We start from the raw sequence: 25,725 nt of genomic DNA, 5'->3' as shown, positions 1-25,725 counted from the left end.
ATGATTTCCTCACTTTGTGCCGAGTTTAAATTACCAGTAGGTTCATCGGCTAGGAGCAGTTTAGGTTTTGCGATTAGAACTCTTGCAACGCCTACGAGCTGCTGCTGTCCACCAGAAAGTTGTGATGGAAATAAATCTTTTTTACCTACGATGTTAAAACGGTCCAGCATGTCTGCTACCAGCGTTTTACGTTCTGAAGATTTGACGTTTTTATAGAGTAGAGGCGTTTCTATGTTTTCGTAAACGGTAAGCTCATCAATTAAATGATAGGTTTTGAATACAAAACCTATGTATTCTTTGTATAATTTGACTTTTTCTTTTCTTTTAAAGAATGTACTGATTCATCTAGGAATAGATATTCACCTTCCTGAAATCCGTCCAGCATTCCTACGACATCTAATAGAGTAGATTTTCCAGATTTAGATGGTCTCATAATTGTGATAAACTGTCTTCTTCGACTTGTAGGTTGAGGTCATTGAGCAAGAAAACGCATTTCCCGCCTTGATTGACCCTTTTATAAATATTATTGAGTTGTACTAGTATATTTCGTTTTTTAGTTGTGCGGTTGTTTATAAATTCTTTTCAATTCCGCTTTCGCGAAAGCGGGATTGTTAAAAATGCACAAGAAGTGTATATCCATTTAGTTATAAGTGTTACTTGTGATTATGGAATTATTAGTTAGAATATTGGGTTACAAATTGTACAGTGACTATTTTTTATTCCTTAGTTAATAAAGGTTTATCTACTTTTACAACTATATGGATTCACTTACACAAATTGTATTAGGGGCAGCAGTAGGCGAGGCTGTTTTAGGGAAGAAAGTTGGTAATAAGGCTATGCTGTATGGTGCGATTGCTGGTACCATACCAGATTTAGATGTACTTGCTTCTCATTTTACAGATACGGTCACCGCACTTGCTTTACATCGTGGTTTTACACATTCCGTTGTTTTTTCAGTAGTTTTTGCTCCTATTTTTGGGTGGCTGGTTTTTAGATATGAAAAGTATAAAGACTTTAAAGGTTGGTCTTGGTTGTTCTTTTGGGCATTTGTGACGCATCCCATTCTTGATTCCTATACCACATGGGGAACGCAGTTGTTCTGGCCATTTGATTTACGCCTAGCATTTAAAACTATTTTTGTCGTGGATCCGCTTTATACGGTGCCATTTTTAGTGTTTTTGATTCTTACTATGAGGCAAAAACGTACGGCGAGCAAAAGGAGTTTTTATAATAAAATGGGATTGATAGTAAGTTCTTCTTATCTGGTAGTGACTTGTTTTTTAAAGTGGGCCGCATATTCTCAGTTTCAAGAAGCCTTAGCTAATCAAAATATTGATTATATCCAGATGGATACAAGACCTGCAGCATTAAATACCATTTTATGGAATGCAAATGTAGAAGTAGAGAATGCTTATTTATTAGCCGATTATTCTTTTCTCGATTCAAAACCCATTAGCTTTGAATCTTATCCTAAAAATCACGAGTTACTAGGAGATCTCATTCATGATGATGCTGTACAACGCATGATTGAAAATTCAGAAAACTGGTATACGATAACTAAAAAAGAAGATGAGCTCTATTTTAATGATCTTAGATTTGGTCTTTTAAGTATGGAGCCGCATTCTCAGGATTTTGTATTTCAGTATTTAATAGAAGTAAACGATTCAGGAAAAGTAGAATTTACAGAGGTAAAAGGAGAGCGCAATCCTCAGAAACTACTGTCACAATTATGGAATCGCTTAAAAGGTAATTAAAAATGTTTATTATGAATCTCGCTTTCGCGAAAGCGAGATTAAAAATTCTAGTAACTAAATACATTTAGTGAGCTACCAAATCATAAACCTGAGAAGCGATTTCTAATTCTTCATTAGTAGGAATCACGAGGACCTTAACTTTAGAATCAGAGTTCTGAATCTCTCTTAAGTTGTTTGATCTCGCATCATTTTTATCTTGATCTAATTGTATACCCAAGAAGTCCATATCGCTACAAGCCATTTTTCTAATAAGAGCAGAGTTTTCACCTATTCCAGCGGTAAAAATGATAGCATCTACACCATTCATTGCAGCCGCATAAGCGCCTATGTATTTTTTGATGCGGTAGGCGTTCATTTCAAGTGCTAGCTGGCATTTCTCATTACCTTTTGAAGCTTTTTCTTGAATGTCTCTTAAATCTGCATGACCGGTAAGACCTAGCATGCCGCTCTCTTTAGTTAACAGTTTTTCCACATCTTCTATTTTATATCCTAGTTTATGAACAAGGTGAAAAACAATCGCATGATCTATGTCGCCGCTACGAGATCCCATGATCAGGCCGTTTGATGGTGCAAAACCTAAACTTGTGTCCACACTTTTACCGTTGTAGATTGCTGTAATACTGCAGCCGTTACCTAGATGAATAGAAATTATTTTAGAAGACTTTTGCTTGAGATATTCTATGGCTTTTGCGCTTACATATTTATGACTGGTCCCATGAAAGCCATAAATCTGGATGTCGTCTTGTTCAAAGAACTTATTTGGTAACGCATATTTTTTGACTTTAACAGGCATTGTTTGATGAAAAGCAGTGTCAAAAACAGCTATTTGTTTTGCATCAGGAAATAGTTCTTCGGCAATAAAAATTCCTTCTAAGTTATGCGGATTATGTAGTGGTGCCAAGGAAGAAAATTCTTTGATCTTCTCTTTTACTTCTTCATTGATAAGTGTTGTATCGGTAAATAATTTACCACCATGAACCACTCTATGACCTACGGCATGGATTTCATTCACATTAGTTATCACTCCTTTATCGTGGTCTAGTAATAAAGAAACAATCTTTGTCAAACCATTCTTATGAGAAGTAACATCAGTTTCTTTTTTAAATTCTGTTACATCCGTTTTATAAGAAAGAATAGCATCTTTTCCACCTATACGTTCTACCATACCGCTGCAAACTATTTTTTCTAGGGGAAGTTGTAGTAGCTGAAATTTTATGGAAGAACTGCCTGCATTTAATACTAAAATATTCATGGTTATATTCTTAAAAATTTTCTTGAGCTTGAATGGCGGTAACCACGACAGTATTAAAAATATCTTCAACCGTACAGCCTCTACTTAAGTCATTTACAGGTTTATTTAATCCTTGGATAATAGGCCCGATGGCAAGAGCTTTAGTCTCTCGTTGTACTGCTTTATAAGTGTTATTTCCAGTATTTAAATCTGGGAAAATAAACACATTTGCCTGTCCAGCCACTTCAGAATCTGGCATTTTAGTCTTTCCTACTTTCATATCTACAGCAGCATCGTATTGAATAGGACCTTCTACTTTTAGATCTGGGCGTAAATTTTTTACCATTCCGGTCGCTTCTCTTACACGCTCTACGTCTTCACCTACGCCAGAGCTACCAGAAGAGTAGGAGAGCATTGCAATTTTTGGATCAATCTGGAACGCTTTGCTTGTCGCGGCAGATGATATGGCTATTTCTGCCAGCTGTTGCGCTGTTGGATTTGGGTTGATCGCACAATCTCCATAAACAGAAACTCGATCTTCTAGACACATAAAGAAAACTGAGGATACTATTGACGCATCTGGTTTAGTTTTAATGAATTGTAAAGCCGGTAAAATGGTATGTTGCGTAGTGTGTACAGCTCCAGATACCATTCCATCTGCTTTTCCTTGATATACCATCATGGTGCCATAATAGGAGACATCTTCCATGAGGTCTTTTGCCATCGCAAGATTGACGTTTTTGTGTTTTCTTAGTTCGTATAACGCTTTCGCGAAAGCGAGAAAATCATCGCTCTTTGCTGGATCAATTACAGTCACTTTACCCAGATCTAGCTGAATGTCTAATGCTGCAATTTTATTTGCAATTTGTTTTTTATCACCTAATAAAGTGATGTCAACAGCATTGATATCGGTAAGTTGTTTTGTGGCTCTCAAAATACGTTCGTCCATACCTTCAGGTAGCACGATGTGTTTTTTATGAGTTTTGGCCTTTTTCAATAAGTTATATTGAAACATTCTAGGTGTTACTTTCTCTGTTTTAAAAGTGATCAATCGTTCTAGAAGTGCATCAACATTGACATGCTTTTCAAAATCCTTGATGGAAGATTGAATTTTCTGTGTGTTTTCTGCATAGATCTGTGATTTAATATCACCTATCCTATTTGTAACCGAGTAAGTACCGCCTTGAACAGAGATCACAGGTACCACATCAGAAAGACCTTCTATCAATTTAGTAATGGATTCTTCAGGTACTAAACCACCTGTAAGTACAATCCCAGAAATCGAAGGATAATTTGCAGAGATGTTAGCTTGTAAAGCGCCCAAAATGATATCTGCTCTATCGCCTGGTGTAATCACCAAGCCATTTTCTTTAAGATGCGTTAAATAATTGCGCAATTGCATGGCACCTACACTGAAATATCCTGCCTGATTATTCAAGTAATCTTCTCCAAAAAGTACCGTAGCATCTAATACATCTACAATTTCTTTGATGGAAGGATTTGCCAAAATAGGATTGAGTGGTATTGCATTTACAATAACTTGTTGAGGTAATTTTTTCTGCAGGTTAGACACCACAAGATGCGCATTTTCTTCTTGAACTTTATTTGCTATTACTGCAAGTACTTCCACGCTTTTATCTTTAAAGGAGTCAAATGCGATGCGCAAACTTCCCGTAAGATCTTCTAAAGATTTATCTACACCACTTGCTAAAATTATCGCGGGAACTCCTAAGTTTCTAGCGATAGCCACGTTGATATCAAACTCAATAAGAGAACCTTCACCGCTAAAACTCGTACCTTCTATTAACACATAATCATATAGCTCTTCAACTGCTTTGTACTTTTCAATAATCTTGCTGATTATTTCATCCTCTTGATCTAAGTTTTTCATAGCAATTACTTCTCCACGAGTGAAAGCATAGGCATCTTCAAATTTGAGGTCTAGATTAAAGTAAGAAGTAATTGTCTTTATATGATTATCCTTTTGACCTGGTTCAAAATCGTCTATAATAGGCCGGAAATAACCTACTTTAGGCGTCTTGCTAAGCAAAAGTTGCATTAAACCGAGTGAAACAATGGACTTACCACTATGCGGTTCTATAGTGGTGATATAAATAGCTTTGTTAGTCATATGATAGTAATAATACTGGTCTATATAATAGGTCGATTATAAAAATAATACTATCAGATAGAACCTTCTAAATAGTGCTAATGTTTCTTTAATAAATCTGTTATGATTTATAAGTAAGCAAAGCATCTCTGAACTTATATGAAAGGTTATAGTTGAGAATTGTTAAACATAACGCATAAAAAAAGTCTTAGATTTCTCTAAGACTTTTAGGGTGGAAGACGGGATTCGAACCCGCGACTTCCGGCACCACAAACCAGCGCTCTAACCAACTGAGCTACGACCACCATATCAATGTGAGTTTTTTTAAGTGGGTCTCAAGAATTCAACCACTCGCGTTAAGCGGATGCAAATTTAATATAATTCTCAATACTGAGAATATAAAAAATGTTTTTTTTTATTTTTTTTAAATCAGATCGAAAAGGCTGTTTACGGCAGGATGTCTTTCGCTGATAAAACCTTCAGCATGTTCAGTACCTATTATTCTTCCAAAATTTGCACTTCTATATTTAATAGAATCTAGAAAGTTTTTAGAGTTTATAGGTGTTTTAGGACCTTTATCATTTGGATTATAGAACTGAGTCCCATAAGCCTGAACTGCAGCCATTTTTTCTTCAATAAATCCTGAAATGTCTACAACAAAATCTGGTTCTAAGTCCAACCATTGGATATAATGATAAACATGTTTAGGTCTCCAGTGTTCTTGTTTTACACCTTCTACATATGTTTCAATGCGTTTTAGTCCAGAAAGGAAACAGCTTACACTAGATAGTTGAGACCCTTTGGCATGATCAGGATGTCTATCTTTTATTGCATTACAAAGAACTACTTCAGGTTGATACTTCCTAATTATCTTAATAATTTCTAGTTGGTGTTCTTCATCATTAGTGAAAAAACCATCTTTAAAGGCAAGATTTTCTCTTACTGAAAGTTTAAGGATTTTGGCCGCTTCGGCCGCTTCTTGATCTCGTATTTCGGCACTACCTCTAGAACCTAATTCTCCTCTGGTTAAATCAAGCACACCAGTAGTTTTTCCTAAAGATTGTTCTTTAAGCAGAACACCTGCGCAACTCAATTCTACATCATCTGGATGTGCGCCTATGGCTAGTATGTCTAATTTCATGTTTTTAATTTTGTGTTAGAATTGAAAGTGGTATTTACTTATTTCTAATTGCTCGATTTATATAGGCAACTTTCAACCTTACTGACTAAAAGTCGCTTTCGCTCATTTTAGTCATTTTTCCTTTTCACAAGGAAGAAGTTTTTAATTATGGTGATTTAAACTTAAGAATATAGTTCTTATTTATTTTGACTTTTGCTAATTGCGTTTTCAAGGTCTGCAATTAGTATTCTGGCTTCTTCTATTCCTACTGAAAATCTTAGAAGACGATCAGAAATCCCTTGTTCTTTTCTTTCTTCAGGAGATAATAAGCTATGGGATGTGGTAGTAGGAGCAAGAATGGTGCTTTCTACTCCTGCAAGACTTAAAGCTGGGAAAATAACTTCTAAATTTTCTAAAAAAATACTTTGATCTATATCATCCTCTAATTCAAACGACATCATTCCACCGTAGGCGTTCATTTGACTCTTTGCTAATTGATGTTGTGGATGACTTTTTAATCCAGGATAATTCACTTTTTTAATACTGGAATGCTTTTCTAAAAACTTAGCGATTTTTTTTGCGCTTCTAGACTGTTTTTTAACTCTTAAGGCAAGTGTTTTCATACTGCGCTCTAATAAATATACAGTTTGATCGCTTAAGCTACCACCATAATTTTTTGCTGTATTCCATATACGTTCCATATGTTGCTGACTACAACTTACTGTTCCTGCGCAAATATCACTATGACCTCCTAGATATTTCGTAGCACTATGTATTATAATATCGATACCAAAATCTGCAGGAGTCTGGTTAATAGGCGATGCAAAGGTATTATCGATAGCAGTGATTAGTGAGTTCGCTTTCGCGAAAGCGGACACCAAAGACAAGTCTGTAATTTCTAAAAGTGGATTACTAGGAGTCTCTATATATACCATCTTTGTATTAGATTTCAAACTCGCTTCTAGGCTCTGTTTATCAACATGTTCAATCATGGTAAAATCAATACCTAGTTTCTCAAACTCTGCCGAAACAAAATGAGAAGTACCACCATAAATTGCTCGTTGCAATATGATGTGATCACCGCTTTTCAAGAACGCTAAAAATACAGCACTGATGGCCGCCATACCACTACCGAAAATCATACCTGCCTCAGAGTTTTCTAGAGCTGCTATTTTTTTACCAAGTGCCACTTGATTAGGAGTATTAAAATATCGTGGGTATAAATTTGTGCCAGGACCTCTGTAATCATAAGCAGTAGAGGTATATATAGGCGCTGTTGCACCACCATAAATTTCATCTTTTAATTGGCCTGCGTGTACACAAATGTAATTAGGGTTGCGATTTTCTTTCATGGGTTCGAAATTACTAAGATCAAAAGATGTAAAGGTAAATTAAATGTGAAATATGTGACCTTATAGAAACTTATAATTGATGTTATAAAGATTCTGTTATTATTTAAGAGTTAATTATATTCACGCTATGAGCACACTTTTAACTAATATCAAGGAATTAATTCAAGTACGCGAACATAGTGAAGAACCTCTACGCGGTGAACAAATGGATGAGTTGCCTTCTATCAAAAATGCTTATTTATGGATAGAAGATGGACTGATTAAAGATTATGGGAGTATGGATGACTATCATCCACATCCGGCAGATGAGGTTTATGATTGTACAGGTAAAATCATTACTCCAGGTTATGTAGATAGTCATACACATTTAGTTTTTGCAGGTACTCGTGAGAAAGAATTTGAAGACCGTATTTTTGGGTTAACTTATGAAGAAATAGCGGCTCGAGGCGGCGGCATCTTGAATAGTGCTGCGGCATTAGATAAAATGACCGAAGATGAGCTTTTTGAACAAGCACGTATAAGACTGAATCAAATCGTTGCACAAGGAACCACCACTGTTGAGATCAAGAGTGGTTATGGCTTAAGTGTGGAGAGTGAATTAAAGATTTTAAGAGTTGCAACGCGCTTGCGCGAAAGAGGAACTACCACCAATAATATCATACCCATTAAAAGAACTTTTCTGGGAGCACATGCTTTTCCTAAGAAATATAAGACCGATCGTGAAGCATATATCAAGCTGATTATTCATGAGATGTTACCTGTAATAGCCGAAGAAAAACTAGCCGATTATATTGATGTTTTTTGCGAGTCTAATTACTTTACAGTAGATGAAATGCTCCGTATTATAGAGGCTGGAAGTGCTTATGGGCTTAAGGCAAAAGTCCACGTGAACCAATTTACATCACTAGGAGCTATTGATGCTGCTGTAAAGGCTGGAGCTGTAAGTGTGGATCACCTTGAAGTGATGGCATCAAACGACTTTATTGCGCTATCTGGATCAAAAACGGTGGCTACCGCATTACCTAGTTGCTCATTTTTTCTAGGCCTAGATTATGCACCAGTTAATGAAATGATACATCAAGATATAGCAGTTGCTTTGGCAAGTGATTACAATCCAGGCAGTACGCCATCCGGGAATTTGAATTTTGTATTTGCACTAGCTTGTATAAAAATGAATATGACTCCGCAAAAAGCCTTTAACGCACTTACTATAAATGCAGCATGTGCATTAGAATTACAAAATGAGGTAGGAAGTATTACAAAAGGAAAAAGAGCCAACTTGTTACTGTTTAAAAATATAGATAGTATAGCTGCTATACCTTATAACTTTGGTCAGGTAATCATCGATCAAGTTATTATAGATGGAAAATTTAATTGAACCACTATGAGTAAGCATTTCAACTTTTTTAAGGATAAGCATCTTCAAAAATTTATTTCTAATCGTTATGATTTAAATGATTCAGAGAGTTATGAATTAGAAGATGGTTCTATCTCTTTTGCGCAATCTATAGAAATTTGTGAAGATGTGGAAGATTTAACTAATGTTAAAGCAAAGTACGTTCTTTTTGGCATACCTGAAGATATAGGAGTGCGCGCAAATATGGGTAGAGCAGGAGCGAGTGAAGCGTGGAACGCTTTTTTGAAATCCTTTTTGAGCTTACAACAAACATCAGTTAATGATGTAAGTCGCTTTTGTGTTTTAGGTAATGTTTTCACTGATGATTTAATGCAACAAGCAAAAGATTTGAATCCATCAAAACATAATGAACGAAAACAATTAAGTGACCTTATTTCTTTATTAGATCACCGAGTGAGTGAAATTGCTACTAAAATTATGGAAGCTGGAAAAGTACCAATAGTTATAGGCGGCGGACATAATAACAGTTATCCGCTTTTAAGATCTTGTGGATATTCAGAGTCGATTGATTGTATAAATATAGATGCACATACAGATCTGAGAGTTGCTAAAGGAAGACATAGTGGTAACGGTTTTAGTCATGCTCTAGAAAATGGGTATTTAAAATCCTATTTTATGATAGGCATTCAAGAAAATTATTTGAGTAAGCCTATGGTTGATTTTATTGAAAATAAAGATCAAATAGGTTATAGCGTTTATGATATAGAATCATCAAAAGTAAAATCAGAAGTTGAAAAAGCGATAAATCATATAGACTCTAGTCATTTTTCATTAGAAATAGACATGGACGCTGTGGCAAATTTTCCTTCTAGTGCTCAGTCTCCTGTAGGATATACATTTCAAGAATTAAGAAATTTGATGAGTGAAATCATCAAACAGGCTTCTTCTTTTCCCAAGTATATTCATATATGTGAAGCAGCTCCAAAGTATGGTTATGAAAACCAAGTAGGTAAGGCGCTGGCCACATTAGCAAATGATTTACCATAATATGGCGAGTTTATATTCTTTTTCAGATAATTGGCAATTGATGTTTTTGCCAGTTTTCTTAATCGTTTTTTGGTTGTTGTTTGTTTTGAAAAACCTTTCTAGTTTCAGAAAAGAATTTCAAAATATGGATCGGAAAGAACGATCTAAAGAACTAGGTCAACTGCGTATTAATGACTTAAAAAAAAAGTACGTGTCTCGATCTTTAATAGGTTTAATAGTTTGTATTATTATCTATATTATTATTAACCTAGCAGTTTAAGAATTCTCAAAGTGCAGATTAGTTATAGCACTTTGAGAACCTATGTTATTAATTGTACATCTTATTACTGACATCTAGGAATTCTTCATCAGTCAGTGTTTTCATGAAGTTAACTAAATCTGTTTTTTCTTGATCGGTTAAATTTAGTGGGTCAGCGGGAAGCGTTTGAAATTCTTGATCTATTATTCCTATACCATAACCACCACCTAAATTGTAGAACTCTACTACTTCTTCTAGTGTCTTATAAACTCCATTGTGCATATATGGACTTGTAAGAGCAATGTTTCTTATGCTAGGTGTTTTAAAAAAGTGTTTTCTACTTTCAGTTTTGAAAAGCTCAAAACGTCCCAAATCTGGATCTATGGTTGCATTTGTTGTTACAGCACTTACAGGAACGCCTAAGTGTTCCATTTCTGTATCTACAAAATCGGGCGGAACGGTACCATTAAATACAGGAGCAAAATGACATGTTGCACATTTTGCTTTACCGTTAAATAAGTTAAACCCATTTATTTCTGAAGCGGTAAGTGTATTTAACTCATTTCTAATGTTCCTATCCCATTTAGAATTCCAATAATTCAAACTACGCACATAATTTGCTATAGCGAGTCTTATACTATTTTGATCTATAGTTGTTTCATAGACTTTGTCAAATTCTTTGATATAACTACTATCTTGATCAATTGATGAGGCAAAACTCTTAAGATCTGAATGAAACTCTTTACTGTTATTAATTACAGAAACTATTTGACCTTCTAGACTACCAGCTCTTTTATCGTAGAAAAAACCTTGCTGGTATGCGCTGTAAGTAAGACTAGGACTGTTGCGATTTAAGCCTTTAGATTTTTTTAATCCATCGGTAAAAGCAAGGTCTAATTTGTGACAAGATGCGCAACTTATAGATTGAGAAGAAGACAGATTTTTATCATTAAAGAGTCGCTTACCTAGCTTGATTTGTTCTTCATTAATCGGACTCACATTTTTTCCTGCAAAAAAGTCTAATGTGAGGGCTTCTTTAGAAAAAAGGCTAGTGGCATCATTATTTATGGCCAGCTGTAATGGAAAATGAACATTCCAGTCTTGAGCAGTTTCTACCCATAATACAAGCAAAGGATCAATATGTTTCTTGATAAATTCATACCTATTGAATTCATTAAAGTTTGTACTTGTTAAGAAATCTTCTGCTTTATTAAATTTGCTTTTCCAAGCAGTTTTTAAGTCGTTATTGCTGAATTTGTACTCGTAAAGATCTAATATTTGTTCCGCTTTCGCGAAAGCGGTAACAGCATCCATCAAACTATTTTCTAAGACAGGTGAGTCAAATCCTGTAACTCCAGTCGTTGCCGTGCGCACTAATTGCTTAAGAACCATCCAAAGAATATGATATGGTTTTAGGTACTCTATATTTGTATTTCTATGGATAAATTTTAGTCTAGCATGTATTTTATGAGCGGTTTTATGTATAGCTGTTACATCCGGATAATCATTAAAAATATCTTCCTCTAATGTTTGAAAACTACTCGCCTTATTTATTTTAACGTCTGTAAGATCTTCTTCTTCTACTTTTAAAATGTTAGGTGCATTTAAAAAGTTGTAATTATTAAGATCGTGAAAAGATAGTATAGGTTCTATTTTTTTGAATTCAGTTCGTGCTTTTTTGAAATAAAATTCTAGACTATCTGTGTTTGAGGTGTTGCTTATATGTTCCATGTAGTTCGCACATTTTTGCAGGTCATTTACATACACCTTTTGTAGATCGATGGACGGTTCTAGATTGATCTTCTCTACATATTCTGTAGTAGTAGGTTTACACGAGATCAAAATTAAAAGAAGACCTGTTAGAAAACAGATCTTCTTTATCAAAGAGCAGGTTAGTAGGTTCATTTTATCTCTCTAGTCCGGTTAGTACATATAACATACTGCCTTCTTTGCGACTGGTACTTACATCTAGTACAGCGTTAGGATCTGAGAAGGCGCTGCCGTCTGCTGGTTCCCAACCGTGATTTTGTGTGGCAACCATGAAAGATCCTTCAATTCCTATCTGGTCTGAAATGTCTATCATTCCAGTTATTTCCCAAATACTGGTCTCACTTCCTACACCTGCTGCGGCTGCTGCAACTTGATCACATTCTAAGACTGTTTTTAAGTCTCCTGTGTTTAAATTATATTGATATAATCTAGCGTAGTGAGTTCTAACAGGATCATCAAAGTAACCATTAGGGTCTTCTTGAATGTATGCGTAGTTTTCAGTTACTAGAATATTATCAGGGCTATGGAAACCCCATGCTTTCCCACCTATTTTATCACCATCAAGGATGCAAGTGATTTTGGCTGGTCCAGTAGGATCGTTTTCATTGAGCTCTACTCTGTAGATGCGTCCATATTGAGAACCTTTTCCTTCAAGAGAAGCTCTTTTACGTCCAGTTACAGCAAAATAGATTTCTCTTTGATTTTGATCGCTACCTCTTCTCCAGTCTATATCTTCTAGTCTTGAGAATCCCATAACTCCTTTAGTCTTAGCTTCGGCATCAAGAAGGTCTATATTTTTTTCATTAAGTTGTACAAAAGTGGCTTCATAAGTTTGTCCTTCTATCATGTCCATTTCAAAGTCTATTCCTGAAGTAGTTACTTTAAGTCCATAAAGGCTGCCGTTATAAAGGTCACCTCGGTTACCTACGTACATTCCTAACTGGCCTGATGGCACATTATTATCAGAGTGGTCATCTCCTATAAAAACGACAGTCTTATCATCATAAGCATCTTTTCCTATGGCTACAGCATTTTCAGTACTCCATTGTCCCATTGCAGTTAGCATTTCTGGAAACATTCTAGAAGAACTATGTTTAGTAACTTCTGTTGCAAAAACTCCTTTAGAAGCGCCGCCCCATTCACCACCAGAAAGATAAAGAGGTCCAAAACCATGCTCTTCTAGCGTTATTAATGAACCAGAGCATTGTGCTGTAGAACCTGTAGCTTGTTCATTTAAAATATATTCACCAGCGATAGGTTTAAAAGTTTTATCTAAAGTGATACGAGCTATAGAGTAATCTGCTTCAATGTTATTGATTACCGTGTAGTTTTCTTCTTCTTGATTGTAGATCAAACCGCATCCATCTGCCATGGAACCGTAAACAAAACTAGGTGTGTCTTGCAGTTGATCCTCACTTGAAAGAATGGGATATACGTTTACAGAAGAAAAATCAGATGTAGTCTTCAAAAAATTAGGAGTTGTTGAATGTGCTCTAAGAACAACATCATCTGCTTGTGGATTCATTCTAGGAGACTCATCGTCGTCGTTGCATGAAATAAGTGCTATAGCACTAGCAGCAAAAAGTAAAAATTTAGTTTTCATATTCTAGCTTTAAATGGTTAATGCAAAGCTATTTTTTAAACTTCCCAATCATGGAAAATTAAAATGAACCTTATTTAATTGTATTGTTAGAAAAGAGGCTATATGAGGTTAGAAAAAAGTTAAGCGTTTTACGTAAAGGTTTAGTAGCAATGTTCAACTTGTTGCTTATAAACATGTTGAATGGTATGCTGTAATTTTAATTTTATTTTGGCTAAAAAATAATTGAGCTACCTATAACTTTGAATAAATTAAAATCACGAGAGATGAAAAAATTATGGATTACATTAATGGCTGTTTCATTACTAGTCGCTTCATGTAAAGAAAATAAAGAAGAAGTTGTCGAGGAAGAAACGATGACCTCAGAGGTAGTTACAGAGAACAGTGAAGAAGCCATGAACCAGATTGAAATAATGCCTATCTCACATGCGACTTTTGTAATGAATTGGGACGGACAGATTATTTATGTAGATCCTGTAGGTGGAGCAGCAGCTTTTGAAGGTATGCCAGAAGAAAATATCATTCTTGTGACAGATATTCATGGCGATCACTTAAATGCAGAAACTTTAGGGTCTGTAAGAGGAGAGGACACTGACCTTATCGTTCCTAATGCTGTTAATGAAAAGATCAAATCTGGACAAAGTGCTACCGTCTTGAATAATGGAGAAACAATTACGGTGCAAGGAATAGAGATTACTGCAATTCCTATGTATAACCTTACCGAAGGAAGATTAGATAAACACGTGAAAGGAAGAGGAAATGGTTATGTGCTAGAAAAGAATGGTTATCGTGTTTATATTTCTGGTGATACTGAAGATATTCCTGAAATGAGATCTTTAGAAAATATTGATAAAGCCTTCTTATGTATGAACTTGCCTTATACTATGGATATAAACCAGGCAGCGAGTGCTGTTTTAGACTTCACTCCTAAAGAAGTTATTCCTTATCACTACAGAGGTACTGATGGATTTCAGGATGTAGAAAAATTTAAGTCTATGGTAAATCAAAAGAATGAAAATATTGAAGTAACATTAATGGATTGGTATCCTTCAAAGAGTTAATCAATTAAAAAAAATCACTTGAAAAGGGAATTGCTTATAAAGTAGTTCCCTTTTTTTATTATAGAATGTAATAGTTGTTTCGCTTTCGCGAAAGCGAGATAATTATTTATAAAAGTTAATTAAAGAATACTTCATACATGTACCTTCCTGGTACAAATGTAAAACCACCTGCTATCATCAATGCACCTATGTAAAGCAAAACCATTTTAATTTTATGTTTCCTAATCTGGCCTTTTTTCACAGCAATTAGTGCGGTAGGAATGGACCAAAGTGTTAAGATGCTGAACAAATGAATCCAGCCAAAATGTTTTAAAAATTGTGGTCCCACCATCGCAGGCATGAATAAAGAAACCACAGCAGTAACCATCATACTAAGCATATAATATTTCCCTAAAAGCTTATGCCATTTTGTGCCTTTTCTGAACAGTAGAAGATAAGCTCCTACAAATACGCAAGGGATTACAGTAATGAGATGTACGTACATTAAAACGCTGTACAAAGTAGTGTAGTGCTCCATCATGATGACCTATTTTTTATAAATATAGTCTACTATGATTTATGTATTTAAGGATACTTAACTCAACTGTTCAAGATGTGGTATGAATTGTAATTATGAATTATGAACCCATAAAAAAATCCTCAAGTTGTACTTGAGGATTTTTGGTTTGTTCGATTAAAGTAAAATTATGAACCGATAATCTCATTCAAAGTGGTGCTAGGTCGCATAGCAGCTTCTTCTTTATCTGCATCAGGTTTGTAATAACCGCCTATATCCATTGATTTCCCTTGAACTTCAATCAATTCTTGAGTAATCTTCTCTTCATTTTCTACAAGCTTATTTGCTAAAGAACTGAATTGAGCAGCAAGCTCTTCATCCTTCTCTTGGTTTGCAAGTTCTTGAGCCCAGTAAGAAGCTAGATAATAATGTGAACCTCTGTTATCTAACTCATTTACTTTACGTGAAGGAGACTTTCTATTAGTTAAAAACTTCTCTGTTGCTGCGTTCAAAGCGTCTGCTATAATTTGAGCTTTGTTATTATCATATGCTTCTGCCAGGTGCTCAAGTGATACAGCAAGCGCTAGAAATTCTCCTAAAGAATCCCATCGCAAGTGATTTTCTTGTTCAAACTGTTGCACATGCTTAGGCGCGCTTCCACCAGCTCCCGTTTCAAATAATCCACCACCATTCATTAACGGTACGATAGAAAGCATTTTTGCGCTTGTTCCTACTTCAAGAATAGGAAATAAGTCTGTATTGTAATCTCTAAGTACATTTCCTGTTACGGATATGGTGTTGAGACCATCTTTTAACCTTTCTAAAGTACGCTCTGTAGCTTTTATAGGAGAAGCGATAGTGATGTCTAGACCATCGGTATCATGATCTTTTAGGTAAAGATTTACTTTTTTAATTACTTCAGCATCGTGAGCTCTGTTTTCGTCTAACCAGAAGATAGCAGGATCTCCAGTGGCTTTTGCTCTAGATACAGCTAGCTTTACCCAATCTTGTACTGGAGCATCCTTAGTCTGACATGCTCTCCATATGTCGCCAGCTTCTACAGTATGCTCTAAATAAACAGTACCATCTTGATCTACAACTTGAATTGTACCACCATAACCTATTTCAAATGTTTTATCATGAGAACCGTATTCTTCTGCCTTTTGAGCCATAAGACCTACGTTAGGAACAGTACCCATGGTAGTAGGATCAAATGCACCATTCTTTTTACAGAACTCTATAGTCGCATCATAAACTCCAGCATAAGAACTATCTGGAATCACCGCTTTAGTGTCTTGAGATTTTCCTTCACTATTCCACATTTGACCAGAGTTTCTAATCATTGCTGGCATAGAAGCATCTATAATAACATCACTAGGTACGTGTAGGTTTGTAATACCATGATCACTATTTACCATTGCTAGAGAAGGTCTGTTTTTGTAAACATCTCTTAACGCATCTTTAATTTCTTCTCTTTTAAGTTCAGGAAGGTCTTGAAGTTTACTAAGTAAATCACCTAAGCCATTGTTTACGTCTACTCCTAAATCATTAAAAACAGAAGAATATTTATCAAAAAGAGGCTTGAAAAAAGCTTCCACTGCATGACCGAATATGATTGGGTCTGAAACCTTCATCATAGTAGCCTTCATGTGAAGGGAAAATAAAACGTCTTTCTCTAACGCGTCATCAATTTCAGCTTCTAAGAATTCTATTAATGCATTTTTACTCATGAAAGTAGCATCTAGAATTTCTCCTTTTTGTAGGGCGAGGTCAGATTTAAGAACGTGAGTTCTATCTGCCTTATCGATCAACTGAATGTTTACAGTTGTATCTTTTGTTGCTGTAAAACTTTTCTCATTATGTGCAAAATCTCCATGAGACATGGTTGCTACATGAGATTGTGAATCTTTACTCCATTCACCCATCGAGTGAGGATTATTGCGAGCATATTGCTTTACTGGTTTAGGCGCTCTACGGTCTGAATTACCTTCACGTAATACAGGATTTACCGCACTACCTTTAATTTTGTCATATCGCTTTTTTGCGTCTCTTTCTTCATCTGTCTCCGGATCTTCAGGATAGTCAGGAATATCATAACCTTTGGCTTGTAATTCACTAATAGCCTCTGTAAGTTGAGGAACTGATGCAGAGATATTAGGAAGTTTGATCACATTTGCCTCAGGATTTTTTACTAGTTTACCTAATTCTGCAAGAGCATCTTCTTGTTTTTGATCATCCTTTAATCGTTCTGGAAAAACAGCAAGTATTCTTCCAGCAAGTGAAATATCTCTAGTTTCTACGTCTATACCAGCAGGTGCAAGAAACTTTTTTACAATAGGTAAAAATGATGCTGTAGCAAGAGCTGGAGCTTCATCTGTTTTAGTATAAATGATCTTAGGTTGATCTGACATGTGTTATGGGATTATAGTTAATTGTAAAGATCGCTTTATCAGCGATTGTGACTTAAATCACGAGAAAAGCAAAGATAAGGTTTCAACTAGATTTTTAAAAGATCTTTAGCTTATGCTTATGAAATCTCACTGAATTGTGATATTTACATTTTTATCACGAGCAAATTAAAAATTTGATAATTTAAACCTGGTTTATAATTAATTGTGCAATAATATGTAGTGAAACTGGGTTAATGAGTTTGCTTCCGCGAAAGCGGCACCTAATCACAAGTTGAAATTCTAGTCACACTCAATTAGATGGTATAAAAAAAAGCTGCCCTATCGGACAGCTTTTATAAATATAAATTACAAGATTATTTTCTTCTTGCTTCTTTGATACGTGCTTTTTTACCAGTAAGTTCTCTGAAGTAGAAAATACGTTTTCTACGCACAGCACCTTGCTTGTTTACTTCGATTTTTTGAATCGCAGGTAAGTTTAATGGGAAGATACGCTCCACACCTATGTTACCAGACATTTTTCTGATAGTAAAAGTTTTTGTGTGACCAGTACCTCTTAGTTGTAGTACAACACCACGGAAAAACTGTGTACGGCTTTTTTCACCTTCTTTAATCTCGTAATAAACAGTGATAGTATCACCTGCTGAGAATTTTGGTAAATCTTTTCTTTCAATGAATTCGTCTTGTACGAATTTTACTAAATTTTCCATTTACTTAGGAATTAATAAGTTTACGTAATGGATCAACATTCACGATTATCGTCAGAGGTTAATTTTTACGGATTGCAAAAATACAAACTTGAGTGTAAATGACAAATAAAAATGTGAATTAAAAAAACTTATCTAATAATAAGTTTCTTTACAAAGTTAGAAGAGTTAGTACTAACGCGTAAAAAATAGATACCAGCACTTAATTTTGAAACATCAAAGGACTGTTCTTTGCTGTTCATAGTTCTCTTTGCATTATAAACTTGCTTACCTAGAGAGTTGATTATGGTTAAGGAGAGCTCATTATTTTGAGAATGATTTAATGATATTTTCAAGAAACCATCCTTTACTGGATTAGTTAATACCACAAGCTCTTCTTTTTCACCTGTGTTCAGTGAAATTTCTGAAGTTGCGTTATCATTACCTTGTGCCATCATTGTGGCAGGAGAGATAAACATAGAAACGCTAAGAAATGCTATAAGTAAAAATCTATTCATAATAATATTGTATTGTAAAGTTAAAACTTTTTAACTAATTACCTATGTTAATCTTCTTTTAAAAGATCTGGCCTACGGTTTTTAGTTCTTTCATATGCTTTATCTTCTCTCCACTCTTCAATTTTTTTAAGATTACCACTCAGTAGTATTTCGGGCACTTTATGTCCTTTATAGTCTGCTGGGCGAGTGTAAACAGGTGGAGCTAGTAAACCATCTTGAAAACTATCAGTCAATGCACTAGTCTCATCACTAATCACGCCAGGAATTAATCTTATGACCGCATCACATAAAACAGCGGCTCCTAATTCACCACCAGACAGCACATAATCACCTATAGAGATCTCTTTAGTAATATATAAATCACGCACGCGCTGGTCTATTCCTTTATAATGACCGCATATAATCATAATATTCTCTTTTAAAGAGATATGATTTGCAATTCCTTGATTTAAGGTCTCACCGTCTGGAGTCATATAAATGATCTCGTCATAATCTCGTGCTTCCTTAAGTTCATGAATCATTTTATCAAGCGGTTCTATCATGATTACCATGCCAGCGCCACCACCGTACTGATAGTCGTCTACTTGATTATATTTATTAAGACCGTATTTTCTTAAGTCATGCATATGCACGTCCACAATTCCTTTTTCTATACTTCTTTTAAGAATAGAAGCTTCAAAAGGACTTTTAATCAATTCTGGTAATAAGGTAATAATATCTATGCGCACGATGCTGATTTTGGGACAAAGTTAATTCAATTGATCAATCTAGAAGAAATTATTAAAGGTCAATAACAATAATTAACTATATGATTAGTTTAATAACTATAAATGTAGTTTGATAACTAAATAAATAGTTATACATTTGAACTATCGATTTCAAAATCATTATATCACAATGGAAAAATTAACGCAAAAAGAAGAAGAGGTAATGCAAGTGCTTTGGAGTCTAGAGAAGGCATTTGTAAAGGAAATAGTACCAGAGTTAAAAGGAACTAATCATTATAATACAGTATCAACCATAGTACGCAAGCTGGAAGAAAAAGGCTATGTAGCATATGAAGCCTTTGGTAAAACACACCGTTATTATTCTATCGTAGAAAAAGAAAGCTACCGTAATAAGTTTGTAAACAACGCGATGACCAGTTATTTCAATAATTCTTATAAGAATATGGTTTCTTTTTTTGCTAAAGAGGAAAAAATTTCTGCAAATGAATTACGTGAGATTTTGGAAATGATAGAATCTAAAGAAAAGTAATATGGAATCGATAATAGAATATCTTTTAAAAAGCGCTGGAGTCTTAAGTATTTTTGTACTCGTTTACCATTTCTTATTACGCCGTTTAACTTTTTTCAATACAAACCGTTGGTTTTTACTTGCAGGAATAATCGCGAGTGTCATTTTTCCCTTGATTGAAATTACACAAACAGTATATGTCGAGCAGCCAGAGCAAATCCTTTACTTGCCGCAACAAGTAGCAACTCCTATGGCGCTGGTTTTAGAACAGCCGGCAGTAGAAGCGACACCTTTTAATTACAGTATGCTTGTCATTTATGTTTATTTAGCAATCACCATGTTTTTCTTAGGTAAAATGGTGGTGGAGCTAAGTTCCTTATATCGCTTGATCAAGTCTGGAAATAAAAGAAAATTAGGGAACTATGTTTTTGTTACGCTTTCGCGAAAGCTAACACCTTTCAGTTTCTTCAACTATATATGTTATTCTGAACGTGACCAGCAATCTGCCGAACTAGATCTGATCATCGACCATGAGAAAGTTCATGCTCGAGAATGGCATTCCATAGATTTACTGGCGTCGCACATTTTCAAAGCTGTTTTTTGGATCAATCCGCTAGTGTGGTTATTGAAAAAACAAATAGGCGAGAACCTCGAGTTTATTGCCGACTCCAAAGCAAAAATTCAAAACACCTCAGGAATTAGTTACGAGCGTACGTTGTTGAGTACTGCGGCAAGCCACATGCAACCAGCGCTGGCAAATAATTTCTTCACACCATTTATTAAAAAACGAATTATGATGTTACAAAAAGAAGCTTCAGCCCAATGGAATGCCTATAAATATGCTTTGATATTACCTGTTATAGTATTGTTTCTCTACAGTTTTAATGTAGTAGAAGAGATAGAATATGTAGAAAATTCTAATTCTGAGATTGTTAAGCCTTTGGCAACAGTTTCAAATGCAAAAGAATTGGTTTTTGACATTACCAGCGCGACAACAAATGAGCAATTAGAAGCATTTAGAAAGCAAATAGAGTCGCAAGTAATCTACAAATTAAAATTTGATGACATTGAACGAGATAATAGTAGTTTATTGAATACTATAAGTGTATCGGCTAAATTCCCTGGTAAAGAATGGGAAAAAGGCTTCACTATAGAATTAGCTTCTGAAGATTTAATCTTATTAAGTGCTCAAGCTAATAGTATTAAAGTTCACCTGCCTAAGGATAAAACTACACTTTCCATGGATAAGAATGGAACTAACGTAGTCATGCCAGATCATGAGCTTCATGGAGATATTTCTGGAATTGCTGGGGAAAGCAAGGAGACTGTGATTCGCAAACCTCTGTCTGACCATACTCTTTCCTTTAAAATAGACGCTACTTCTACAAAGAAAGATCTAGAAGCTATTAAAGATCTTTTAAAAGAAGAGTACAATGTGAAATTTGACTACAGTAAGCTGAAATTTAAAAATGATAAAATCGTAAGGCTCAAATTAAGTCTAGACGACAAGAATGGTTATAAAGCCACTAAATCTGACAACGACACTGATGGTATCGACCCTATGTGTATAACAGCAATTATTAATAAAGATGCGGCAGATTGGAACCTCGGAAGTTGTGAAGAAAAAGCTACAAATTCTTTTACAACATATTCAGGCGGTAATTATTTGATGAACGGCAAAGTAAATAATAGTAGAGTAGACTCCTTGATAGCAACTATAAACGGACAGTTTAAGGCTTACCGATTAGATTCTTTGCAGCAAATGGTGGAGTTTGATATGGCTCAGTTTGATTTGCAAAATTTAGATAGCCTTCAAAATGTTTTTCAAATGCAAATGAGCAAACAAAATTGGGATTCTATTCAAACCGACATGAATATTAGGTTTGAAGATATGGATAGCATCACTTATAATATCAAAAATATCAAATTCACTGATCCACAAAACACTTACATTTTTAGAAATAGCTTCTCTGGTCTACCGACCACAACTGCCGAAATTCGCAGAGGAATCTCGACAGGTAAAAACCAGCCTCTTTATATTATCAATGGTAAAGAAGCAAGTGAGATAGAGGTAAATGCCATTGATAATCAACAAATAGAAAGTGTATCCGTATTAAAAGATGCCAAGGAAACTTCTATTTATGGTGATAAGGCTAAAAATGGAGTAGTTATAATCATAACCAAAGATGATGATTTCCTAAAGCAAAGCAAGAAAGCACGTGAAAAAGCAGAGCAAAAAGTACAACTTCTTATCACCCAGCAAGAATCTAAACGAGATTCATTAATGAAAAAAAGAATAGAGCTTATCGATATGAAACGAGATGAGCTAGAAGAAAGGAGAGAAGCTATTGTGCTCAATAACAAAAATCAAATAAGGTTCCTAACTGATTCTACTTTAACTGATAAGCAAGTTGATGAGTTAAATGCTAGTGGCAATTGGTTTAGAAATGAACAATTAACTGATGAGCAAGTTGATGAATTGAACAGAACAGGAGATTATAGAGTATACACAGATTTAATTAACGATGCGAGTTCTAACTTTATTTTACTTGACGTTACTAAGAAAGGCTTTAATAAACTTGAAAACGACTTAGAAGATGCTGGTCATACTTTCAAATTAAAAACTCATCGCATGAAAGAGGGAAAACTGAAGAAATTAAAATATGAGATCAATGGTTCTGAATATACATACGTTTCTAAAACAGGTATTAAATTATTAAAAATTCAATTTGAAGGAAATAATAAAACACCTCGTGTAAGTATGATTCCTAATTAAATACATAGATTTTCATTTAGATTCCTGTAAAACCCATTCTCTTTTCTAGAATGGGTTTTACTATTTTCTTAATACAGATCGGGCGATCAAAAGCTTACATTTGAATCATGAAGAAAAAAGTATTCAAGGCACTTGCCAAAATTAATAAAGCAATCTTACCCAGCTTTACAAAAAAGCGTTTGGATTTATCCAAAGCTAGCAAATGGCAAATGGCGCTTTTTGGGTACAAACTTTGGGTAACTAAAAACGCACTAGATTAATGTTTTGTAAGATACCAGACCAATTGGGGAGAATGATCGAGCTCGATCAATTACCTGAAAGAATTATTTCCTTAGTTCCATCACAAACGGAATTATTGATAGACTTAGGATTAAAGGATAGAATAGTAGGAATAACTAGATACTGTATTCATCCGGCAGGATTAACCGATGAAAAAACCGTTGTAGGAGGCACTAAAAAGATAGTAGAATCAAGAATTATTGAACTACAGCCAGATTTGATTATTTGTAACAGAGAAGAAAACAATCAACAGATAGTAGAATTTTGTGACCATATCGCACCTACTTATGTTTCAGACATTGATAATTTAGATCAAGCCTTAGAAATGATTGCAGATGTAGGAGCGCTTACAGGAGCAAAATTTAAAGCCAAATCTTTAATACGTTCTATTTCAAATGGTTTTAAAGTATTGCAACAACTAGCAGTAGAGCACAAAGCACTATATCTAATTTGGAAGAAGCCCTATATGGCAGTAGGAACTGATACATTTATCAACGACATGATAAAACGTACTGGATTTGAAAATGCAGCAAAAGACCTGACCAGATATCCAGAGTTAGAAGTTGAAGAAATGATTAAGTTGCAGCCAGATACTGTTTTCTTATCTTCAGAACCTTATCCTTTTACTACAGACGATATTGCAGAGCTTAAGCTTGCTTTTTTAACAGCACCTTCTCAAGACCCTGTAAAACCTAATGTTATTCCAGATTTTAAAGTCGTAGATGGAGAACTATTCTCTTGGTATGGATCTCGATTACTCAAAACACCAGAATACTTGCAAACCTTGCAACCTAAGAAAATTGATCTAAGTATTTAAAAGGTTAATTTTTATTATTTCGTGTAACTTTGACTATAACTTACATACAAATCAATTAAAGAATTATATAAATGAAAAAAATAGGAGGTTTAGGAATAGCAGGTATTATTCTAGGTGTAATAGTACTTTATGGAGTTTACTGGTACAACAGTACCATAGGAATGAGTGAAGGCGTGAGTAATGCTTGGGCAAATGTAGAAAGCAGTTACCAGCGACGTAACGACCTTATTCCTAATATAGTTGCAACAGCTCAAAAATATGCTGAGTTTGAACAAGAAACTTTAATGGGTGTGATAGAAGCACGTTCTAAAGCTACCTCAATTAACGTTGATGCGTCAGAATTAACAGAAGAGAATCTTGCAGCCTTTTCTAAAGCGCAAAGTCAAGTAAGCTCTGGTTTAGGTAGATTACTTGCTACATATGAAAATTACCCTAATCTCAAAGCAAATGAAAACTTCAAAGAACTCATTAACGAGTTGAGCAGGACAGAAAACCGTATCAACGTAGAGCGTAATAGATATAATAATGCTGTAGGAGCTTATAATGTAAAAGTAAAAAGAGTGCCAGGAGTATTTTTTGCAGGAATCTTAGGGTTTGAACCAGCAGCCTTCTATCAAGCAGAAGAAGGCGCCGAGGTAGCGCCAGATGTAGACGCTTTATTTGACAACTAGGTATGTCAGCAAAAGTAGAAGATTTTCTTACCGCTTCTCAAGAACAAGCTATTGTTGAAGCCATACGCAAAGCAGAGTTGCTTACAAGTGGTGAAATACGCGTGCATCTAGAGTCCAGTTGCATTGATCCTATCTCACGCGCGCAAGAATTATTTCATTTACTTAAAATGGACAATACTAAAGAAGAAAACGGAATTCTTTTCTACGTAGCTGTGGATGATAAAAAGTTTGCCTTAATAGGAGATAGAGGTATTCATAAGCAAGTAGGTGATGATTTCTGGAACGCTGTGAGAGATGTTGTATTATCTCGCTTTCGCGAAAGCGAATTTCAAAAAGGACTCATAGAAGGCATTGAATTAGTAGGTAAAAAGCTCGCTGTATATTTCCCATGGCAACATGATGACGAAAATGAATTACCTAATGAAATCTCTGTGAGCTGATGAGGTATATTTTTCAAACCATTATACTGATTTTGAGTTTTTCAAATCTTGTTGATGCTCAATTCGACATACCGCCGAAGCCTTCTACCTCGAAGCAGCAACCTGTTTATGATTATGCAGGAGTGTTAACAAGAAATGAATTTACATCGCTTAGTAATAAATTAATACGCTATGCAGATACGACTTCAACACAGATCGTGTATGCGATTATTAATACTTCAAATGGTGAAGAGCTAGATAAATTAGGTGCACGATGGGGACAAAAATGGGGTATAGGACAAGCAGGCAAGGATAATGGTATTTTACTCCTTCTCGCAATAAAAGATCGCAAGGTAGATATTAATACAGGTTATGGTATTGAGTCTAGGCTATCTGACCTCGATGCAGAACGTATCGTTAATCGAGTTTTAGTTCCTAATTTTAAGAATGCAAGTTATTACACCGGACTAGATCAAGGCGCAGATGCTATTTTTCAGAGCTTGGAAGGTGAATTCACTGGTGTTCCACAATCTAGAAATGAAATACCGTGGCAATTTTTCATCTTTATAGGTTTCTTTTTGCTACTGATTATCATGAAAGCTAGAAATAATAACGGTGGTAATAATGATGGTACCCATAATGGTGGTTCATTGTTAGATGTTATTATTCTCAGTAATATGGGACGTGGCGGTTTCGGTGGTGGCTTCGGCGGCGGTAGCTCTGGTGGTGGTTTTGGTGGCGGTTTCGGCGGCGGCGGTTTTGGCGGTGGCGGCGCAGGT

The 25,725-nt window shown here is 35.2% G+C and carries 22 protein-coding genes, 1 tRNA gene and 1 pseudogene; 11 read left to right on the top strand and 13 right to left on the bottom strand.

Annotated elements, in window-relative coordinates; translation table 11 throughout:
• A pseudogene (locus A9Q93_RS03235) lies at positions 1–543 on the bottom strand (ABC transporter ATP-binding protein); the annotation flags it as partial.
• A 215-nt stretch (positions 544–758) separates the two neighbouring features.
• Between A9Q93_RS03235 and A9Q93_RS03230 the strand changes: the two are divergent.
• Positions 759–1,754, top strand: coding sequence for a metal-dependent hydrolase (locus A9Q93_RS03230; protein WP_303685943.1), 996 nt, complete (start codon positions 759–761; stop codon positions 1,752–1,754).
• 64 nt (positions 1,755–1,818) lie between these two features.
• Here A9Q93_RS03230 and A9Q93_RS03225 read toward each other — a convergent pair whose 3' ends face one another.
• The 5 genes from A9Q93_RS03225 to A9Q93_RS03205 form a co-directional block, all read right to left on the bottom strand.
• The gene (locus A9Q93_RS03225; RefSeq protein WP_303685942.1) at positions 1,819–3,006 is read right to left on the bottom strand and encodes an acetate/propionate family kinase; all 1,188 of its coding nucleotides are present in this window, start codon (positions 3,004–3,006) and stop codon (positions 1,819–1,821) included.
• A gap of 10 nt (positions 3,007–3,016) precedes the next feature.
• Entirely contained in the window at positions 3,017–5,116 is a 2,100-nt protein-coding gene (gene pta / locus A9Q93_RS03220; protein WP_303685941.1) for a phosphate acetyltransferase, read from the bottom strand.
• 209 nt (positions 5,117–5,325) lie between these two features.
• Positions 5,326–5,401, bottom strand: a tRNA-His gene (locus A9Q93_RS03215).
• Positions 5,402–5,519: 118 nt separating this feature from the next.
• Complete coding sequence (gene bshB1 / locus A9Q93_RS03210; RefSeq protein ID WP_303685940.1) at positions 5,520–6,236, bottom strand: bacillithiol biosynthesis deacetylase BshB1; 717 nt, start codon at positions 6,234–6,236, stop codon at positions 5,520–5,522.
• A 176-nt stretch (positions 6,237–6,412) separates the two neighbouring features.
• The gene (locus A9Q93_RS03205) at positions 6,413–7,567 is read right to left on the bottom strand and encodes a PLP-dependent aspartate aminotransferase family protein (protein WP_303685939.1); all 1,155 of its coding nucleotides are present in this window, start codon (positions 7,565–7,567) and stop codon (positions 6,413–6,415) included.
• A gap of 127 nt (positions 7,568–7,694) precedes the next feature.
• Between A9Q93_RS03205 and hutI the strand changes: the two genes are divergently transcribed.
• Positions 7,695–8,945, top strand: a complete 1,251-nt coding sequence (gene hutI, locus A9Q93_RS03200; RefSeq protein ID WP_303685938.1) for an imidazolonepropionase — start codon at positions 7,695–7,697, stop codon at positions 8,943–8,945.
• Between the two features lie 6 nt (positions 8,946–8,951).
• Positions 8,952–9,971 carry a formimidoylglutamase gene (locus A9Q93_RS03195; protein ID WP_303685937.1) on the top strand — a complete coding sequence of 340 codons (1,020 nt, stop codon included), beginning with the start codon at positions 8,952–8,954 and terminating at the stop codon, positions 9,969–9,971.
• A 307-nt stretch (positions 9,972–10,278) separates the two neighbouring features.
• Here the strand turns inward: A9Q93_RS03195 and A9Q93_RS03190 are convergent, their stop codons facing one another.
• Both A9Q93_RS03190 and A9Q93_RS03185 read right to left on the bottom strand, forming a co-directional pair.
• Positions 10,279–12,051, bottom strand: coding sequence for a cytochrome-c peroxidase (locus tag A9Q93_RS03190; RefSeq protein ID WP_303685936.1), 1,773 nt, complete (start codon positions 12,049–12,051; stop codon positions 10,279–10,281).
• 64 nt (positions 12,052–12,115) lie between these two features.
• Entirely contained in the window at positions 12,116–13,582 is a 1,467-nt protein-coding gene (locus A9Q93_RS03185) for an alkaline phosphatase PhoX (protein WP_303685935.1), read from the bottom strand.
• Positions 13,583–13,845: 263 nt separating this feature from the next.
• Here A9Q93_RS03185 and A9Q93_RS03180 point away from each other — a divergent pair, with 263 nt between their 5' ends.
• A complete protein-coding gene (locus A9Q93_RS03180; RefSeq protein WP_303685934.1) occupies positions 13,846–14,640 on the top strand; it encodes an MBL fold metallo-hydrolase in 795 nt (264 codons plus the stop codon).
• A 115-nt stretch (positions 14,641–14,755) separates the two neighbouring features.
• Here the strand turns inward: A9Q93_RS03180 and A9Q93_RS03175 are convergent, their stop codons facing one another.
• The 5 genes from A9Q93_RS03175 to trmD form a co-directional block, all read right to left on the bottom strand.
• Complete coding sequence (locus A9Q93_RS03175) at positions 14,756–15,160, bottom strand: DUF2306 domain-containing protein (RefSeq protein WP_303685933.1); 405 nt, start codon at positions 15,158–15,160, stop codon at positions 14,756–14,758.
• Positions 15,161–15,324: 164 nt separating this feature from the next.
• Positions 15,325–17,547 (bottom strand): NADP-dependent isocitrate dehydrogenase, encoded by a 2,223-nt coding sequence (locus A9Q93_RS03170; protein ID WP_303685932.1) that lies wholly within the window; start codon positions 17,545–17,547, stop codon positions 15,325–15,327.
• A gap of 353 nt (positions 17,548–17,900) precedes the next feature.
• Positions 17,901–18,254, bottom strand: coding sequence for a 50S ribosomal protein L19 (gene rplS, locus A9Q93_RS03165; RefSeq protein ID WP_303685931.1), 354 nt, complete (start codon positions 18,252–18,254; stop codon positions 17,901–17,903).
• 128 nt (positions 18,255–18,382) lie between these two features.
• Positions 18,383–18,748 (bottom strand): T9SS type A sorting domain-containing protein, encoded by a 366-nt coding sequence (locus tag A9Q93_RS03160; RefSeq protein WP_303685930.1) that lies wholly within the window; start codon positions 18,746–18,748, stop codon positions 18,383–18,385.
• A gap of 47 nt (positions 18,749–18,795) precedes the next feature.
• Positions 18,796–19,476 (bottom strand): tRNA (guanosine(37)-N1)-methyltransferase TrmD, encoded by a 681-nt coding sequence (gene trmD, locus A9Q93_RS03155; RefSeq protein WP_303685929.1) that lies wholly within the window; start codon positions 19,474–19,476, stop codon positions 18,796–18,798.
• Positions 19,477–19,645: 169 nt separating this feature from the next.
• Here trmD and A9Q93_RS03150 point away from each other — a divergent pair, with 169 nt between their 5' ends.
• The 7 genes from A9Q93_RS03150 to A9Q93_RS03120 all read left to right on the top strand — a co-directional run.
• Positions 19,646–20,005, top strand: coding sequence for a BlaI/MecI/CopY family transcriptional regulator (locus A9Q93_RS03150; RefSeq protein WP_303685928.1), 360 nt, complete (start codon positions 19,646–19,648; stop codon positions 20,003–20,005).
• A 1-nt stretch (position 20,006) separates the two neighbouring features.
• Complete coding sequence (locus tag A9Q93_RS03145; RefSeq protein ID WP_303685927.1) at positions 20,007–22,760, top strand: M56 family metallopeptidase; 2,754 nt, start codon at positions 20,007–20,009, stop codon at positions 22,758–22,760.
• 107 nt (positions 22,761–22,867) lie between these two features.
• Positions 22,868–23,020: an SsrA-binding protein gene (locus tag A9Q93_RS03140; protein ID WP_303685926.1), complete on the top strand. Its 153-nt coding sequence runs from the start codon at positions 22,868–22,870 to the stop codon at positions 23,018–23,020.
• Positions 23,020–23,856, top strand: a complete 837-nt coding sequence (locus A9Q93_RS03135) for an ABC transporter substrate-binding protein (protein WP_303685925.1) — start codon at positions 23,020–23,022, stop codon at positions 23,854–23,856. Before A9Q93_RS03140 ends, A9Q93_RS03135 begins: the two co-directional genes overlap by 1 nt.
• Before the next feature lie 71 nt (positions 23,857–23,927).
• Positions 23,928–24,527 (top strand): LemA family protein, encoded by a 600-nt coding sequence (locus tag A9Q93_RS03130; protein WP_303685924.1) that lies wholly within the window; start codon positions 23,928–23,930, stop codon positions 24,525–24,527.
• Positions 24,528–24,529: 2 nt separating this feature from the next.
• On the top strand, positions 24,530–24,967 hold the full coding sequence (locus tag A9Q93_RS03125) for a TPM domain-containing protein (RefSeq protein ID WP_303685923.1): 438 nt from the start codon (positions 24,530–24,532) through the stop codon (positions 24,965–24,967).
• On the top strand, positions 24,967–25,725 hold a 759-nt coding region (locus tag A9Q93_RS03120; protein ID WP_303685922.1), incomplete at its 3' end, for a YgcG family protein. The genes A9Q93_RS03125 and A9Q93_RS03120, both read left to right, overlap by 1 nt.

The organism is Nonlabens dokdonensis (assembly GCF_002162835.1).
Taxonomy (GTDB): domain Bacteria; phylum Bacteroidota; class Bacteroidia; order Flavobacteriales; family Flavobacteriaceae; genus Nonlabens; species Nonlabens dokdonensis_B.
The sequence above is the reverse complement of the archived record's forward strand: the minus strand, read 5'-3'. Positions and strand labels throughout refer to the sequence as shown.

What these genes read in the sequence shown, in the direction of transcription:
- A9Q93_RS03225 (WP_303685942.1), bottom strand. Translation starts at nt 3,006, where the DNA reads ATGAATATTTTAGTATTAAATGCAGGCAGTTCTTCCATAAAATTTCAG.
- A9Q93_RS03205 (WP_303685939.1), bottom strand. Translation starts at nt 7,567, where the DNA reads ATGAAAGAAAATCGCAACCCTAATTACATTTGTGTACACGCAGGCCAA.
- A9Q93_RS03185 (WP_303685935.1), bottom strand. Translation starts at nt 13,582, where the DNA reads ATGAAAACTAAATTTTTACTTTTTGCTGCTAGTGCTATAGCACTTATT.
- A9Q93_RS03125 (WP_303685923.1), top strand. Translation starts at nt 24,530, where the DNA reads ATGTCAGCAAAAGTAGAAGATTTTCTTACCGCTTCTCAAGAACAAGCT.
- pta (WP_303685941.1), bottom strand. Translation starts at nt 5,116, where the DNA reads ATGACTAACAAAGCTATTTATATCACCACTATAGAACCGCATAGTGGT.
- A9Q93_RS03140 (WP_303685926.1), top strand. Translation starts at nt 22,868, where the DNA reads ATGAAGAAAAAAGTATTCAAGGCACTTGCCAAAATTAATAAAGCAATC.
- A9Q93_RS03170 (WP_303685932.1), bottom strand. Translation starts at nt 17,547, where the DNA reads ATGTCAGATCAACCTAAGATCATTTATACTAAAACAGATGAAGCTCCA.
- A9Q93_RS03180 (WP_303685934.1), top strand. Translation starts at nt 13,846, where the DNA reads ATGAAAAAATTATGGATTACATTAATGGCTGTTTCATTACTAGTCGCT.
- A9Q93_RS03130 (WP_303685924.1), top strand. Translation starts at nt 23,928, where the DNA reads ATGAAAAAAATAGGAGGTTTAGGAATAGCAGGTATTATTCTAGGTGTA.
- A9Q93_RS03195 (WP_303685937.1), top strand. Translation starts at nt 8,952, where the DNA reads ATGAGTAAGCATTTCAACTTTTTTAAGGATAAGCATCTTCAAAAATTT.
- hutI (WP_303685938.1), top strand. Translation starts at nt 7,695, where the DNA reads ATGAGCACACTTTTAACTAATATCAAGGAATTAATTCAAGTACGCGAA.
- A9Q93_RS03145 (WP_303685927.1), top strand. Translation starts at nt 20,007, where the DNA reads ATGGAATCGATAATAGAATATCTTTTAAAAAGCGCTGGAGTCTTAAGT.
- A9Q93_RS03135 (WP_303685925.1), top strand. Translation starts at nt 23,020, where the DNA reads ATGTTTTGTAAGATACCAGACCAATTGGGGAGAATGATCGAGCTCGAT.
- A9Q93_RS03160 (WP_303685930.1), bottom strand. Translation starts at nt 18,748, where the DNA reads ATGAATAGATTTTTACTTATAGCATTTCTTAGCGTTTCTATGTTTATC.
- A9Q93_RS03175 (WP_303685933.1), bottom strand. Translation starts at nt 15,160, where the DNA reads ATGATGGAGCACTACACTACTTTGTACAGCGTTTTAATGTACGTACAT.
- A9Q93_RS03150 (WP_303685928.1), top strand. Translation starts at nt 19,646, where the DNA reads ATGGAAAAATTAACGCAAAAAGAAGAAGAGGTAATGCAAGTGCTTTGG.
- rplS (WP_303685931.1), bottom strand. Translation starts at nt 18,254, where the DNA reads ATGGAAAATTTAGTAAAATTCGTACAAGACGAATTCATTGAAAGAAAA.
- A9Q93_RS03230 (WP_303685943.1), top strand. Translation starts at nt 759, where the DNA reads ATGGATTCACTTACACAAATTGTATTAGGGGCAGCAGTAGGCGAGGCT.
- bshB1 (WP_303685940.1), bottom strand. Translation starts at nt 6,236, where the DNA reads ATGAAATTAGACATACTAGCCATAGGCGCACATCCAGATGATGTAGAA.